15 protein-coding genes and 1 pseudogene are annotated in these 15,235 nt (G+C 34.8%); 13 read left to right on the top strand and 3 right to left on the bottom strand.

Annotated features, from left to right (window positions below; genetic code table 11):
* Positions 1-6 precede the first annotated feature (6 nt).
* The 4 genes and pseudogenes from LN051_RS10015 to LN051_RS10000 form a co-directional block, all read left to right on the top strand.
* Positions 7-915 (top strand): ABC transporter ATP-binding protein, encoded by a 909-nt coding sequence (locus LN051_RS10015; RefSeq protein WP_229292385.1) that lies wholly within the window; start codon positions 7-9, stop codon positions 913-915.
* The gene (locus tag LN051_RS10010) at positions 916-1,668 is read left to right on the top strand and encodes an ABC transporter permease (RefSeq protein ID WP_229292384.1); all 753 of its coding nucleotides are present in this window, start codon (positions 916-918) and stop codon (positions 1,666-1,668) included. It abuts the gene before it with no gap.
* A complete protein-coding gene (locus LN051_RS10005; RefSeq protein WP_229292383.1) occupies positions 1,665-2,402 on the top strand; it encodes an ABC transporter permease in 738 nt (245 codons plus the stop codon). Before LN051_RS10010 ends, LN051_RS10005 begins: the two co-directional genes overlap by 4 nt.
* A 119-nt stretch (positions 2,403-2,521) precedes the next feature.
* Positions 2,522-2,767, top strand: a pseudogene (locus LN051_RS10000) (protein rep); the annotation flags it as partial.
* A gap of 333 nt (positions 2,768-3,100) precedes the next feature.
* On the opposite strand, the gene LN051_RS09995 reads toward LN051_RS10000, so the two are convergent.
* Positions 3,101-3,664, bottom strand: coding sequence for a TetR/AcrR family transcriptional regulator (locus LN051_RS09995; RefSeq protein WP_229293672.1), 564 nt, complete (start codon positions 3,662-3,664; stop codon positions 3,101-3,103).
* Positions 3,665-3,786: 122 nt separating this feature from the next.
* Between LN051_RS09995 and LN051_RS09990 the strand changes: the two genes are divergently transcribed.
* Positions 3,787-4,434, top strand: coding sequence for an HlyD family secretion protein (locus LN051_RS09990; protein ID WP_229292382.1), 648 nt, complete (start codon positions 3,787-3,789; stop codon positions 4,432-4,434).
* An 18-nt stretch (positions 4,435-4,452) separates the two neighbouring features.
* Positions 4,453-6,210: a DHA2 family efflux MFS transporter permease subunit gene (locus LN051_RS09985; protein ID WP_229292381.1), complete on the top strand. Its 1,758-nt coding sequence runs from the start codon at positions 4,453-4,455 to the stop codon at positions 6,208-6,210.
* Positions 6,211-6,281: 71 nt separating this feature from the next.
* Here LN051_RS09985 and LN051_RS09980 read toward each other — a convergent pair whose 3' ends face one another.
* Both LN051_RS09980 and pta read right to left on the bottom strand, forming a co-directional pair.
* Positions 6,282-7,118, bottom strand: coding sequence for a lipoate--protein ligase family protein (locus LN051_RS09980; RefSeq protein WP_229292380.1), 837 nt, complete (start codon positions 7,116-7,118; stop codon positions 6,282-6,284).
* A complete protein-coding gene (gene pta, locus LN051_RS09975) occupies positions 7,118-8,107 on the bottom strand; it encodes a phosphate acetyltransferase (protein ID WP_229292379.1) in 990 nt (329 codons plus the stop codon). Before pta ends, LN051_RS09980 begins: the two co-directional genes overlap by 1 nt.
* Before the next feature lie 212 nt (positions 8,108-8,319).
* Between pta and hemQ the strand changes: the two genes are divergently transcribed.
* The 7 genes from hemQ (at position 8,320) to LN051_RS09940 (ending at position 15,010) form a co-directional block, all read left to right on the top strand.
* A complete protein-coding gene (gene hemQ, locus LN051_RS09970; protein ID WP_229292378.1) occupies positions 8,320-9,069 on the top strand; it encodes a hydrogen peroxide-dependent heme synthase in 750 nt (249 codons plus the stop codon).
* 346 nt (positions 9,070-9,415) lie between these two features.
* A complete protein-coding gene (locus tag LN051_RS09965) occupies positions 9,416-10,780 on the top strand; it encodes an APC family permease (RefSeq protein ID WP_229292377.1) in 1,365 nt (454 codons plus the stop codon).
* 54 nt (positions 10,781-10,834) lie between these two features.
* Positions 10,835-11,557 carry a threonine/serine exporter family protein gene (locus LN051_RS09960; RefSeq protein WP_229293671.1) on the top strand — a complete coding sequence of 241 codons (723 nt, stop codon included), beginning with the start codon at positions 10,835-10,837 and terminating at the stop codon, positions 11,555-11,557.
* A gap of 3 nt (positions 11,558-11,560) precedes the next feature.
* On the top strand, positions 11,561-12,028 hold the full coding sequence (locus tag LN051_RS09955) for a threonine/serine exporter family protein (RefSeq protein WP_229292376.1): 468 nt from the start codon (positions 11,561-11,563) through the stop codon (positions 12,026-12,028).
* A gap of 196 nt (positions 12,029-12,224) precedes the next feature.
* The gene (locus LN051_RS09950) at positions 12,225-13,769 is read left to right on the top strand and encodes an SLC13 family permease (RefSeq protein ID WP_229292375.1); all 1,545 of its coding nucleotides are present in this window, start codon (positions 12,225-12,227) and stop codon (positions 13,767-13,769) included.
* A gap of 126 nt (positions 13,770-13,895) precedes the next feature.
* Entirely contained in the window at positions 13,896-14,237 is a 342-nt protein-coding gene (locus LN051_RS09945) for a YuzB family protein (protein ID WP_229292374.1), read from the top strand.
* A 236-nt stretch (positions 14,238-14,473) separates the two neighbouring features.
* Positions 14,474-15,010 carry a flavodoxin family protein gene (locus LN051_RS09940; protein WP_229292373.1) on the top strand — a complete coding sequence of 179 codons (537 nt, stop codon included), beginning with the start codon at positions 14,474-14,476 and terminating at the stop codon, positions 15,008-15,010.
* The last annotated feature ends 225 nt before the right edge of the window (positions 15,011-15,235 follow it).

The raw sequence follows: 15,235 nt of genomic DNA, 5'->3' as shown, positions 1-15,235 counted from the left end.
TCAATTATGACTAACAATATTGTGCAAACGCAAAATCTAACAAAAAAGTTTTCCGATAGTTATTCAGTAGATGATTTATCACTAAATATTGGTTCAAAAGAAATATATGGATTTTTAGGACCAAATGGTGCTGGTAAAAGTACTACAATGAAAATGCTATTAGGTCTTATGCAACCCACTAAAGGTACTATTAAAATATTCAACCAAGATATTTCAAAAAATAGAGATGAAATATTAACGCATGTTGGAGCATTAATTGAAGAGCCTTCATACTATAAAAATTTAACCGGACTAGAAAATTTGCAGGTTATTCAAAAACTACTAGATTTACCTTCAAAAAATGTTAAAGAGGCCCTGAAAATCGTACGTTTAACTGAACACAAAGATAAATTAGTCAAAAACTATTCATTAGGTATGAAGCAAAGGTTAGGTATTGCTTTAGCTATAGTAAAATTCCCTAAATTATTAATATTAGATGAACCTACCAATGGCTTAGATCCTTCTGGCATACAAGAGATTAGAGAATTAATAAAATCCTTCCCAAAAAATTATGGGATGACTGTACTTATATCTAGTCATTTATTATCTGAAATTGAACACATGGCTAATACAGTAGGTATTATCAACAGAGGAAAACTTTTATTTGAAGGAAAATTAACAGAGTTAGAAGAACAAAACAAAATATTGATAAATACTAATAATAACAAGAAATGTATCGACTTACTGAAAGCAAAAGGATATATGTTAGAAAATAATGAAAAACCACTTCTACTAGAGGCGAACCAAAAAGATATATCTACAGCAGTTAGGTTATTAGTTAATAACCAGTTTGAAGTTTATCAAGTACAATCAGTTCAGAAAAGTCTAGAAGAAAAATTTATAGAAATAACTAATGATGGAAAGGAATTTTTATAAATGTTGAAAGCTATAAATTTAGAGTTTTTCAAAATGCGAAGAAGAAAATTTATTATGCCAATACTTCTGATTACTTTTGTCGGTATATTGTGGTTTAGTGGTATCTCTATTAAAGAGTTAAATATTACAGATAAAAAATATGGTATATATATGCTTACTTCTAATATTCTCACTATTGATAGTATGATTTGTCCGATATTAATAGGAATTTTATGTTCAAGATTAGTAGACATAGAACACAAAGGGAGAACCTTCCAGTTATTAAATACCAGTAGACAAAGTGTTTTCAATTTGTTTACTAGTAAAATTAATGCTTCGCTTATTATTATATTTGTAATTAGTATAATACAATTAATAACTATCTTATTAATTGCTAATTTGAATGATGTTAGTTTGGAAATAGGTGTTATTTCAAAATTCATGCTAAGTTTTATAATTACTAGTCTTTTTTTAATATTAATTCATATGGCACTTTCTTTCTTTTTTGAAAAACAATCAATCAGTATTGTATCAGCATTAGTAGGAAGTTTTTTAGGACTAGTAACCGGAGGAATGTTGCCCTCATATATTAAAATATTTTTACCTTGGCAATATTATTCATTATTAAATCCAGTGCACAAAAAAATGGTGCATAAAGGGTTTGAATATTCTAATAACGACTATTATTTTATTTACATTTTTATTTCTATTCTAATAATAATAATTCTATTTATTGTTATTAAATCCTTAATAAAACGGAGGGATTTAACTTGATTTCTTTATTACGTATAGAATTACGAAAATTAAAAAATAATTACATATTAATATTCTTATTAGTTTTTAATGTATTAAGTGTATCTATAGGCAGTATGATATTTTACTTTAATCAAAGCGCTTTTCCCAATTCAAATAATCGAGATTTAATATTATGGGGACAAGAAACATTGTATAATTCACAACTTTTCTTTCCTATATTGATCGGTGTTTTATGTTCAATAAGTTGGCAGTTCGAAGAATCTAATAATAATTGGATGAGAATGAAGACCATACCTTTAAAGGAAAGTAAGATAGTTATATCTAAATTTTCAACGCTTCTTGTACTTACTTTATTAAATCAAATTATATTTCTGGTATTATTTTGTATTTCTGCTTCAATAGTAGATGTGACCTTGGGAGAATTATTTAAATTTATATATTGGGACTTTATAGGTTGGATAGGTACGGCATCTATTATTGCTATACAATTATACCTGTCAGTTTCCACTAGAAATTTCACTTTTTCAATTTTAATATCTACTGTTGGAGGCATATTAGGACTTTTAACACTGTTTATTAGTGAGTTTATTTTTACAATATTTCCATATTCTCAAATTGCGGTTGGTGTAAGGTCTAGGTCTTTGGTGAGCTTTACTTTTTCAGAAATGTTACTTTTTCTTATAATAAATGTAGCTTATGTAACAACTTTTTTAACACTTACTATTTTAAAGCTCAAAAAAAGAGAGGATTAATTTAATTATAAATAGTAAGAAAAAAAGGTCTTCGCAAAAAATCGTTATTATTTTATCTATCATCTACATAGTAATTTTTATTGTCATATCTTTCGGAGTTTTGATTAACGTATTAAAATAATTATATAACTCAATAAGAATGGGTTGATTTATGGCAAAAAAGCATTACAAGTTAGTTATCGACTTGTTGCAAAAACTAAAGTAATCAAACCAAATAAAAAGGCGATAAAGAAACTTCAAAATACTTGGCTAAACCATCGGATTGCTTAAACAAAAACATAAGATCTTAAATTCAGACGATGCCGAAGATGGCAATTTGGAATTTTGAAAAACAAAATTATTACTTAAAAGATTTGAAACGTTAGCTAAAAAAGCTAACGCTTTTTTTTGTATTTTTGCCCCTGTGGGAACTATAGCGTTCAACCGGCATGGTTACCCAGTTTTTGTGCTAATTCTTAAATTTGCATGTAAATGGGCAGTGTCTAAAAAATAGTCACTGGTTTTTGCTCAAATTTTTGATTATGAAATTAGCATATATTTATTTGGCTCATAATTACGTTTTAAGAGCTTATATAAGTTTTAGGTAAAAACTATATAATTTACTTTTTAATCTTTAAAATACCCCCTTAAAATTCAAAATGAAGAACCTTTATAAATGAAGAATCTGACTGTTCACACATTGTCTTATATCTTGGTTATTAGCGATTGACCTTTATGACATTGTTAAACAGGATTTGCGCCATTGTTTTACTATCTTCTTGACATCCTCTAGAAAGCCAAGAATAAATAATTGCGAGTTGTCCGCCTATAGTATAATCAATAAAATACTTTGAATCTTGCATTGGCGGGAGAACTTCGAGTATGGAAGAATACCCCTCTTTTGTAAATTGAATATAATCACGGATTAAATCAAACTGTGTTTGTGTTAACACGAGCGCTGTAAAATAACTTTTGAAGCGGTACATATATTTAAATAACAGGCGAAAGGCTTGAATTAATCGGTGCTTTGCCTCTGCTAATGGATAGGTTTCTATGATGTTTTTAGTGTACCGCATGAGTTGATGGTATTTTTTCATATGATATGATTTAATCGTTTCCATCAATTGATACTTATCTTCAAAGTGTGCATAAAATGTAGAGCGATGCACGCCGCTTTCTGCACAAATCTGCTTAATTGTAATATGGTCAAATTTTTCAACTTCTAATAGTGCGACCATTGCTTTAATAATTTCTAGTCTTGCAGTCCCTCTATTCATTATCATCACCAAATAGTATTATAATATATTTTCTTATCCGACACATTTGAAAAGATTGTCTGTGTTCAAGCTCCGTTAAAAGGTTATATAATACTGATTGTCAATTTTTTAATGGAGGAGTTTGTAACATGAAAAAAATCATTACAATTAATATTGTTACCATACTATTGCTCGTAATTATAGGAGCGGTAGCTTTTCATTTTTATAATCAATCTGTGAATTATATTAAAACAGATAATGCAAAAGTAGACAGTGAACAAATGAAAATTTCTAGTCCTGTTTCTGGCGAAATTACGAAATTAAATGCTAAAGAAGGGGACAAGTTTAAAGAAGGAGAAACAATTGCTGAAGTTCGTGGACAAGGTCAAGATGGACAACCTCAAACAATGGAAATAAAAATGCCACATGACGGTACTATCGCAAAATTAGATGGTCAAGAAAAAGGAATGGCTCAAGCAGGGCAACCAATGGCTTATGCTTACAATATGGATGATTTATACATTACAGCGAATATCGATGAGACAGATATCAAAGATGTAGATAAAGACCAAACCGTAGACGTATCCATCGATGGAGAAACATCTCAAATTAAAGGACATGTAGACCAAATTGGTAATGCAACAGCTTCTAGCTTTTCATTGATGCCTTCTTCTAACAGTGATGGCAATTATACAAAAGTTACACAAGTGGTACCTGTGAAAATTAAATTGGACAATGCCCCTTCAAAAGGGATCGTACCAGGTATGAACGCGGAAGTAAGCATTCACAAAAACTAATTTAAGGGAGGACAAAAGATGTTCGTTACGTTATATGTCATTGTTGCCCTTATTGTGATTGTTTGTTTAAACTTTGTTATTATCAAGCGTAAAAAACACCATGAAGTCTCGCAGAAATTTGAAAAAACAGACCGAAATAACACAGAATCACAATCTGAAAAGGAGAAGCATGAAACGTCTTATCAATTTCGTTTAGACGATGAACATGCAAATGAAGATAGGGATGACCGTCCGATACATGAGCAAACCAAAGAAGGGTCACAAGATTATGTGTTTAAAAAGGGGATTACACGAAATAAAATTTTAGTGGCGATGGTATTCGGAATGTTCATCACCATTTTAAACCAAACATTATTAAATACAGCGTTACCTGTGATTAATACAGACTTTAATATTTCACCTTCAACGGGTCAATGGTTAATGACAGGGTTTATGTTAGTGAATGGTATTTTAATTCCTGTAAGTGCCTACTTATTTCATAAGTTTTCTTATCGTAGCCTTTTTCTCGTAGCAATGACAATATTTACTGTTGGTTCATTGGTATGTGCGATCGCTTGGAACTTCCCGGTAATGATGACCGGACGTGTACTTCAAGCTATGGGTGCAGGTGTATTAATGCCTTTAGGTACAAATGTTTTTATGACGATATTTCCCCCTCAAAAACGAGGAATGGCAATGGGGATTTTAGGTGTCGCGATGATTTTAGCCCCGGCTATCGGACCGACGTTATCAGGTTACATTGTAGAGCACTTCAATTGGCACGTGATGTTTTATGGTATGTTTGCCGTAGGCTTGATTTCATTTATCATTTCTTACGTTTGGTTTGGAATTTACCAAAACATAACAAATCCACGTGCGGATGTACCGGGTATTATTTTTAGTACGTTAGGTTTTGGTTCTTTATTATATGGCTTTAGTGAAGCGGGTAATAAAGGTTGGGGTTCCCCTGAAATTGTAGTGATGTTTGTTATTGGTTGTACGTTTACGCTAGCGTTTGTTATTCGTGAAATGACTATGAAAGCGCCTATGCTTGATTTTAGCGTATTAAAGTACTCTGGTTATACATTAACTGCCGTAATCAATATGATTGTTACGATGAGTTTATTTGGAGGTATGATTTTATTACCGTTATATCTTCAAAGCTTAAGAGGCTTCTCAGCTTTAGATTCAGGTTTACTATTATTGCCCGGAGCAATCATTATGGGCTTTATGGGCCCTATAGCAGGTAAATTGTTAGATACCATTGGCATTAAGCCGTTAGCGATTTTCGGACTTGCAATAACGACATACGGCACATGGGAATTGACACAATTAACGATGACGACACCATATTCTTCTATTCTCATGATTTACATTATTCGTTCTTTTGGTATGAGCTTTATAATGATGCCGATTATGACTGCAGGAATGAACGCACTTCCTTCAAGATTAATTTCTCACGGAAATGCTTTAATTAACACGATGCGTCAACTTGCAGGATCGATAGGAACGGCCATATTAGTAACGGTAATGACACAACAAACTGAATCACATCTTGCAACATTTCAACAAGATTTAGATAAAACGAATCCTTTTATAAAAGATCAAGTTCAAATGATGGCGCAACAAATGGGTGGAAAAGAGCAAGCATTAAGTAGTATTATAAAATTTGTTAATCAACTTGCCTCCGTAGATGGTGTAAACAGTGCGTTTTGGGTAGCTACGGCATTAAGTTTTCTAGCATTTGTATTAAGCTTTTTCTTAAAAGGAAAATCACATTATATGTCGAATGAATAAGCAGCATAGAACATAGTATTAATTAGCGTAAAAAAAGACCAGAGGCAGTATGTCTCTGGTCTTTTGCGTATTTAATTTAAGCGTTCATTCATTTTCGCATTGCGCTCTAACATGCGTGCATAATAATGTTCATAACGTGACCACTCTTCTGAAGTGATAGGGTCCATGTTCAATTGGCCGCCTAAATCTTTGATAGCATAAAGTAGTTTGAACATTACATCTTGGACACGTATGTCTGAGTTGAATAATTCTTGAAGTGAAGCCATATGGCTCGGATAAATATCTGGATATGAAAATTTTGTCTTTTCACCTTTTAAGGCATGGGCATAAAAATCTTTCATGAGTTGTGCACGTTCACTGCCAGAACCTTCCACGCATAAATAAATTTGAACAGCAATTCCTCCACGTACACGACGTTGAGAAATACCTGCAAATTTTTGGTTATTAATGCTTAAGTCGAATTTTCCCGGGCAATAAGAATGCGTAATTTCAAATGTGTCAATCGTTGCCGCTTCATCTTCAAACATTTTACAAATAAGAAGGTACATCACAGAAAAGGCTTCATCAATGCTAGTTTCAGTTTTACCTTTAAACATTAGTGAAATATTCAAAATGCCTTGATCTAAAACGACACCAAGCCCGCCAGAATTGCGAACAATTGCATTGTAACCTTTTATATCTGTGAGAAATTGAATGCCATCTTTTAAAAAAGGTAATCGTGAATCGTGAATACCTAATATAATCGTATGTTGATGAATCCATGTTCTAACGACATTTGGTGAGGCATCTTTACCTACACTTTCAGAGAACGTATCATCAAATGCAAAGGATTGCATCGGTTCTAAACCAGTTGCATGATCAACGTATCGCCAAGCGATATCTTTAAAATATTTTGAACGTAAATCCATTATTGTAAACTTTGAGCTGCTGTAATAATAGATAAGTTATAAACGTCTTCGCTTGAACAACCGCGTGATAGGTCATTCACTGGTGAGTTTAAGCCTTGTAATACTGGGCCAACCGCATCGAAGCCACCGAGGCGTTGTGCGATTTTGTAACCAATATTACCTGCTTCTAAGCTAGGGAAAATGAAGACATTTGCATCTCCTTGAATTTTAGCACCCGGTGCTTTTTTCTTAGCAACTTCAGGAACGATAGCTGCGTCAAATTGGAATTCACCATCAATGACAACATTTGATAAGTTTTCAGATTCAATTTTTTGTTGTGCCAGTTGAACTGCTTCTGATACTTTTTCAGTATCATCTGATTTTGCTGAGCCTTTCGTAGAGAAGCTAAGCATTGCAACGCGTGGGTCCATGCCAAAGCTTTGTGCAGATTTCGCACTTTCTACAGCGATTTCCGCTAGGTCTGACGCACCTAATTCAGGGTTGATGGCACAGTCACCAAAAATATATTGTTGATCTTCTTTAATCATGAAGAAAATACCTGATGTTTTAGAAACACCTGGTTTTGTTTTGATGATTTGTAATGCTGGACGTACAGTATCTGCAGTAGAGTGTGCTGCGCCACTTACTAAACCGTCTGCTTTTCCAACATAAACGAGCATTGTACCGAAATAGTTTACATTATTTAAAAGTTCTTCTGCTTGCGCTTCTGTCGCTTTACCTTTACGACGTTCTACAAATTTCGCAACAAGTTCTGCCTTTAAATCGCTTGTATCCGGTTGAATAATTTCAAGCGCATCAATAGATAAGCCTTTGTCATTGGCAAGTGCTTCGATCTTTGCTTGATTACCTAATACGATAGGGGATACGTAGTCAGATTTTTGTAATTCAACTGCTGCGGATAATACGCGCTCATCTTCGCCTTCTGGTAATACGATGCGCACGTTTTGTCCTGATAATTTTCCTTTTAAAACATCTAATAAACTAGACATAATTGTCCTCCTCTACTTTCCTTTCAACATGAAATTCCATTGTAATTATACGACACTTATATGGACTTTTCCAAGAGTCCGTTTTTAATTCGAATGATACGTTAAAAAGTGTCAGATTGTTCATAAATTGTTACCAATCGTTTAGTTCGGACTTCGTGAAGGAGTGTGATAAAATTTAAGTCATACATATTAAACTAAAGGAGTGTTCATTAATGAGTCATGCAGCAGAGACTTTAGATGGATGGTACAGTTTGCATTTGTTTTATGCCGTAGACTGGGCATCATGGCGTCTTGTTTCAGAACTTGAGCGTCAAACGATGGTGACAGAACTTGAAAATAAATTAGCAGAATTAAAAGAGGCAAAGGCACAAGGTCAAGGCGATCATGTTGTGTATAATGTGACAGGTCAAAAAGCAGATTTACTATTATGGTTTTTACGACCTGAAATGAAAACATTAACGCAAATTGAAAATGAATTGAATAAGTTAGCCATTGCAGATCATCTCATTCCAACATATTCATACGTGTCAGTCGTGGAGTTGAGTAATTATCTTGCAGGCCAATCTGACGAAGACCCATATGAAAACCCGCACATAAAAGCACGCCTATATCCCGAACTACCGTCAACAGAGTATATTTGTTTCTATCCTATGAATAAGCGTCGCAATGAAACATACAACTGGTATATGCTTACAATGGAAGAACGCAAAAAGTTAATGTATGATCACGGTATGATTGGTCGTAAATATGCTGGCAAAATCAAACAATTTATTACGGGTTCAGTTGGCTTTGATGATTATGAATGGGGTGTAACGCTTTTTGCGGAAGATGTCCTTCAATTTAAGAAAATAGTATACGAAATGCGTTTTGACGAAACAACAGCGAGATACGGTGAATTTGGTAGCTTCTTTGTAGGTCATCGTTTAGACACGGACACATTCCAATCTTTTTTTGAAATTTAAATATTGCTGACTTGTTTTTACTTAAGGAAACAAAGGCCGGAACATTAGAAATGTTCTGGTCTTTATTTTATAGGTGGAATTTAAAGGGAGAGTAAATCTATATAACGTGGAAGCTTGATATGCTATACGGAAAATTTGATGATTATACCTACAAAGGAGTGACGATGGATGACGTCATCGATTTCCTAAAATATAGGTGTCATGTTCTCGATATTTTAAGTGAGTAAGCAATACATACCTCTGTAAAGGTTGGGGACTTTTTATAAAAAATTGAATTCTCTACCGTGACAAAGTAAGTTTCATGTTATAGTTGTATCGTTAAGAATGAAAAGGGGAGGTCAATCAGATGCATTCGGATAAACAAACATTAAAACCAACGATAGGTTTATTTACAGCAGTGACCATTATTGTAGGGACAATCATCGGTTCTGGGGTGTTTGTCAAACCAAGTTCAGTTTTAGAGTATGCTGGGACAAGCAATATGGCATTATGGGCTTGGATTGTTGGAGGCGTATTGACACTTGCTTCAGGGTTAACCATTGCCGAAGTGGGAGCGCAGATTACACGTACAGGTGGTTTGTACGCTTATATTAAAGATATTTATGGTTCATTTTGGGGCTTTTTAACGGGATATACTTTAACAGTATTGTATGGACCAGCTATTATTGTTTCGCTTATTTTATTTTTAGGAATATTGGTAACTAACTTTTTTGCACTTTCACAATTTTGGATTATTCCTATTGGTGCCGGCATTTTTCTGTTTTTACTTACGATGAATGTAATCGGAACGTATTATGCGAATACAGTACAAAATATTACGACTTTAGCTAAACTCATCCCTATTTTTGCGATTGTAGTATTTGGACTCATTTATGGCCAGTCGGGGATTTTTGGTCATGACGTGACGCAACTCGTTTTAAATAAAGACGGCACAGTTAATTTTGGACGCGCAGTTTTAGCGACACTTTTTGCTTACGATGGATGGATTATGTTGACAACAATGTCCGGTGAGATGAAGCATCCACAAAAACATTTACCACTTGCGATGTTGATAGGGATTGTGACGGTGACGCTTGTTTATGTCTTAATTAACGTGGCAGTGTTCAAAATCTTACCTGCAACAGATATTTTGAATTATGGCAACGGCGTTAGTGCTGAAGCGGCTACGGTACTTTTTGGCGGTATAGGCGCTAAAATTGTAAACATCGGACTGATTGTCTCTATTATTGGAACGTTAAATGGAAAATTGATGACTTTTCCGCGTATTCCATTTGCGATGGCCCAAGATCACTTGTTACCAGGAGCAAAATGGGTAAAGTACATCAGTCGTCGTTTTGAAACGCCGATAGGTGCACATGCGGTAATGACCGTATTAACAGTGCTTATTTTGACATTAAGTATTTTATTCCCATCTATTTTTGATGCGGATTATTTATCTGAAATTACGATATTTGTCATTTATTTCTTTTATATGGCGGCTTTTGTAGGGTTGTTCATACTACGCCATCAGAATAAGGGGAGGCAACGCGCTTTCTCTGTGCCGCTTTATCCGATTTTACCTATTTTAGCACTTCTCGGTGGGTTGTTTATTGTCGTGAATACTTTAATCTCTGATCCATTAGGAGCTGGTATTGCGGTAATAGGTCTACTCGCTGGTGCTCCGCTATATTGGTTAACGGTAAAAAAGAATACTGCTACACATTCAAAATAGAAAGAAGGTCACAACGTGTCGAATACATTTCCTACCGATAGAGAAGTTGCCAATATGAGCATTCTTGCAGGACGTATTTTACTTGAATCTGGTGCTGAAGCGAACCGTATTGAAGATACTATGGTACGTATCGCCGCAAGTTATGGCTTCCATGAAGTTCAAGGCTATGCGCTTAATATTTATATCAATTTTTCGTTGTCACCGGATCATGAAACACGCATGGTTAAAATTAATAAAAGTGATACGAACTTGCGAAAAATCTTTTTAGTCAATCAAGTATCCCGTCAAATTGCTAAAAATGAATTGTCTTATGAAGAAGCTTATGCATTGCTTAAAGATATAGAAAAAAATACGCAACGCTATAAACTCTGGCAGAAAATGTTGTTTGCGGGAATGATTTCTATGAGCTTTTTATATCTTGTAGGAGGCGGATGGCTAGAATTACTTCCGGCTATGCTTGCTGGTGCACTTGGTTTTGTAGTGACAGAATATATGAAAAGCAAACAGCTCACCTTATTTATACCAGATATGGCGGGTGCTTTAGTCATTGGACTCGTTGCGTTGTCTTTAAATTTATGGCTCGAAAGCCCTAATTTATGGGCGATTATTACGGCGGCAGTAATGCCTATCGTTCCGGGGGTTCTTATAACGACGGCGATACAAGATTTGTTCGAACGACACATGTTAATGTTTACGGCTAAATTTTTAGAAGCGATAGTAACCTCGTTTGGTATTGGTGCAGGCATTACGACAGCGTTTTTATTGATTGGAGGTTAAGAGATGACACTATTATTGATGTTTATATTTAGTTTTTCAACGGCCTTCTGTTTTGCGTTTGTATATGATGCGCCAAAACGTCTTTTCTTCCCAGCAGGGTTATGCGGTGGTTTCGGCTATATTATCTTCCATATTGCTACAGTGATTTTAAATATAGATAGTATTTATGCGAGTTTACTAGGAAGCTTCACTTTAGGAATGCTCAGTCATATTATGGCGCGTATTATGAAGTCACCAGTCATTATATTTATGGTGCCTGGAATTATTCCGCTTGTTCCTGGAAGTATCTTTTTCAAAGGCGCTCAAAAACTTTTGACGTTAGACTTTAATGAAGCAAGTGGGATTTTTGTGCGTGCAACATTAATTGCTGGCGCGATTGCAGTTGGATTGCTCTTTTCTGATCAATTTTCTAAATCATTTATCCGTAAACCCGTACAAATCATTAAGTCTAAACGTAAAAGAATAGAATGAATTGATGGATAGAAATCCATTGATTGTTGAGGCCTTAGCCTTGAGAATAAACTTTGAGTCAGACGTGCAATAGATTCATCTAGTGCACGTTGTTTTTTTGAAATGTATATACTCTTTTGAGAATGAATGTGCTATTCTATTTAAAATGTAGTCTTTTGAGAGCGCTACCATTTGTTGTATTAGGGGAGGGGATATTATGGAGTTTAAACAGTCTCAATTTTTAACTTATTTTTCAAAAGCAAAACAAGAACATAAGCCATCGTATTCTATAGCACAGTGGATAGGGCTAGTCCTTGGTCCGCTTTTGTTCGTTATAACGCTCCTATTTTTCAAACCTGAAAACTTAGCATTTCAAGGCATTTATGTTTTAGCGATTACAGCTTGGATTGCAGTATGGTGGATTACTGAGGCAATTCCGATACCTGCAACGAGTTTGCTACCTTTAATTTTATTACCTTTAGGAAAGGTGATGGATAGTGCAACAGTTTCATCACAATATGGGAACGACATTATCTATTTATTTTTAGGTGGTTTTATTTTGGCAGTTGCTATGGAACGATGGGATTTACATACACGTATTGCATTAACAATTATTAACGGTATAGGCACGAGTACAGGCCGTATTTTACTTGGATTTATGGTTGCAACAGGTGGATTATCCATGTTTGTATCGAATACTGCAGCTGTAATGATTATGATTCCAATTGGATTGGCTATCGTAAAAGAAGTACATGAGTTGAAAACAAATAATACAAACGATGCAAGCATTTCAAAATTTGAACGTTCGCTTATTCTTGGTATCGGTTATGCGGGAACAATTGGAGGATTAGGTACACTTATAGGTACACCGCCACTCATCATTTTAAAAGGCCAATATGCGGCGCACTTTGGTCAAGAAATCAGTTTTGCACGTTGGATGATGGTAGGGGTTCCAGCGGTAATCTTGTTACTGTTTTTAGCATGGCTTTACTTTAAATTCATTGCATTTAAACATGATATGACTGAATTACCTGGTGGCAAAAAAGTCATTCAAGATAAGTTAAATGCGTTAGGCAAAGTGAAATATGAAGAAAAAGTAGTATTTTCCGTGTTTTTACTTGCCAGCTTTTTATGGGTATCTCGTGAATTTTTACTTGCAAAATGGGGGCCGACGGAATTTGTAGCCGATGGGACGATTGCGATGTTTGTTTCGGTCTTACTTTTCTTAATTCCGGCGAAACATAAATACCGTCGTATTATCGATTGGAACGTTGCGAAAGACTTACCTTGGGGCGTCCTTATTTTATTTGGTGGAGGCCTTGCACTTGCAAAAGGGATTCAAGACAGTGGCTTAGCAAAATGGCTAGGAGAACAACTGACATTGTTGAATGGGGTTAGCCCACTTATTATTGTAATCGTTATTACTGTATTTATTTTATTCCTTACTGAAATCACATCAAATACGGCAACTGCGACTATGATCTTGCCAATACTTGCGACGTTATCTGTTGCGATTAACGTGCATCCATTATTATTGATGGTTCCTGCTGCAATGGCTGCGAACTGTGCATATATGTTGCCAGTGGGTACACCGCCGAATGCCATTGTATTTGGGACAGGTAAAATTCAAATTAAAGAAATGGCGATTAAAGGTTTTGTAATGAACATACTTAGTATTGTCGTCATCATTTTAGCAGTGTATTTCTTAGTGCCGCCAATTTTAGGTATTGATATTACACAAAGTTTACCACTAAAAGATTAAAGTCTTAATAAGAATAAATAGAAGTTTAACTTAATTTGAGTTTATTTTATCTTGCTAACACCTTGAAAAAATAATAAAAAAGAGTAAAATAAGTAGAGTTATCATTTTAAGGAAGGTGTGGCATAGTTGAAAAATAAATTCATGGTCTGCGATGATTGCCAAGCGGTTAATTTAAAAAGTGTCACGAATAAATTGAAAAAAATTGATCCGGACGCTGAAATAGAAGTTGGCTGTCAATCTTATTGCGGACCAGGTCGACGTAAAACTTTTGCCTTTGTTAATAATCGTCCTCTGGCTGCACTTACAGAAGAAGAGCTGATGGAGAAAGTGGTAAAACAACTTGAAAAGCCACGTGACCCAGAAGAAGAGGAACGCTTACGTAAACGTAATGAAGAACGCAAGCGACGTAAAGAAGAACAAGACCGCAAACTTAAAGAAAAACTTGCCAAACGAAAACAACAAAATTAATGAGGCTTGTGCATCGTTGACGTGCCTTCGGGAGTAGCGATAAACGATGTTTCAGTCCCGACATATACGTAATAAAAACACCCTTATTTCCTATTTTACGGAATAAGGGTGTTTTCGTTATATGAATCTAGCTTTGCGTTTTGGTGGATTTGAGCCTTACATTTCTATGCATAGATTGGTGTTGATGGGGAATAGTTTTAAAGAATTATAAAATGTTTATATTTGTGGGGGTAAAAATGATTACAGTATTATTTGGTGGAAGTCGAGAAAATGGGAATACGGCAACCTTAACCCGAAAGGTATTAGAAGGGCATGAGCATCAGTGGATTAACTTAACACAATTATCTTTTAAACCGGTAAGAGATGTGCGTCATGAAGAGAACCATATTTTGAGTTATAACGACGATTACCAAACGGTCATTGACCAAGTGCTTCAAAGTGATGAGGTGATTTTTGCGTCTCCAGTGTATTGGTATAGTGTGAGTGCAACTTTAAAATCTTTTATCGATCATTGGTCTGAAACGTTACAAGATCCTCGTTATCATGATTTTAAAGAACGCATGGAAAACATTAATTTTAGGTTAGTGTTAGTAGGTGGAGATAGTCCGAGAATTAAAGCACTACCTTGTGTCCAACAAATAGAATATAGTTTGCAATTTCTAGGTGCACATTTAGCAGATTATTTAATCGGCTATGCAGAAAAGCCTGAAGAAATTTATCAAGACCACTATGCGATAAGAGAAGCAGAGCGTTGGAATAACTATTATGGATAATTTAATACAGTATATTTAAGGTTTTAAACAGCGTTTTCGCCACTTTAAATATGCGTCAAACCGCTTGTTTTATGCTATAATATAAACTATTCAATTGGATTAATGCGTATTGTATTTCGAGGATGGGACGTCTTCAAACACACTTAGGAGCAAATAACTGGCCCCTAAAAACAGTGTTTTCACGAAAATGCTTTTGTCCCAACTTTTTACTTTGCGCATTGATTT

The sequence above is a fragment of the Staphylococcus ratti genome (genome assembly GCF_020883535.1).
Lineage (GTDB): Bacteria > Bacillota > Bacilli > Staphylococcales > Staphylococcaceae > Staphylococcus > Staphylococcus ratti.
This window is presented reverse-complemented; position numbering and strand designations above follow the sequence as displayed.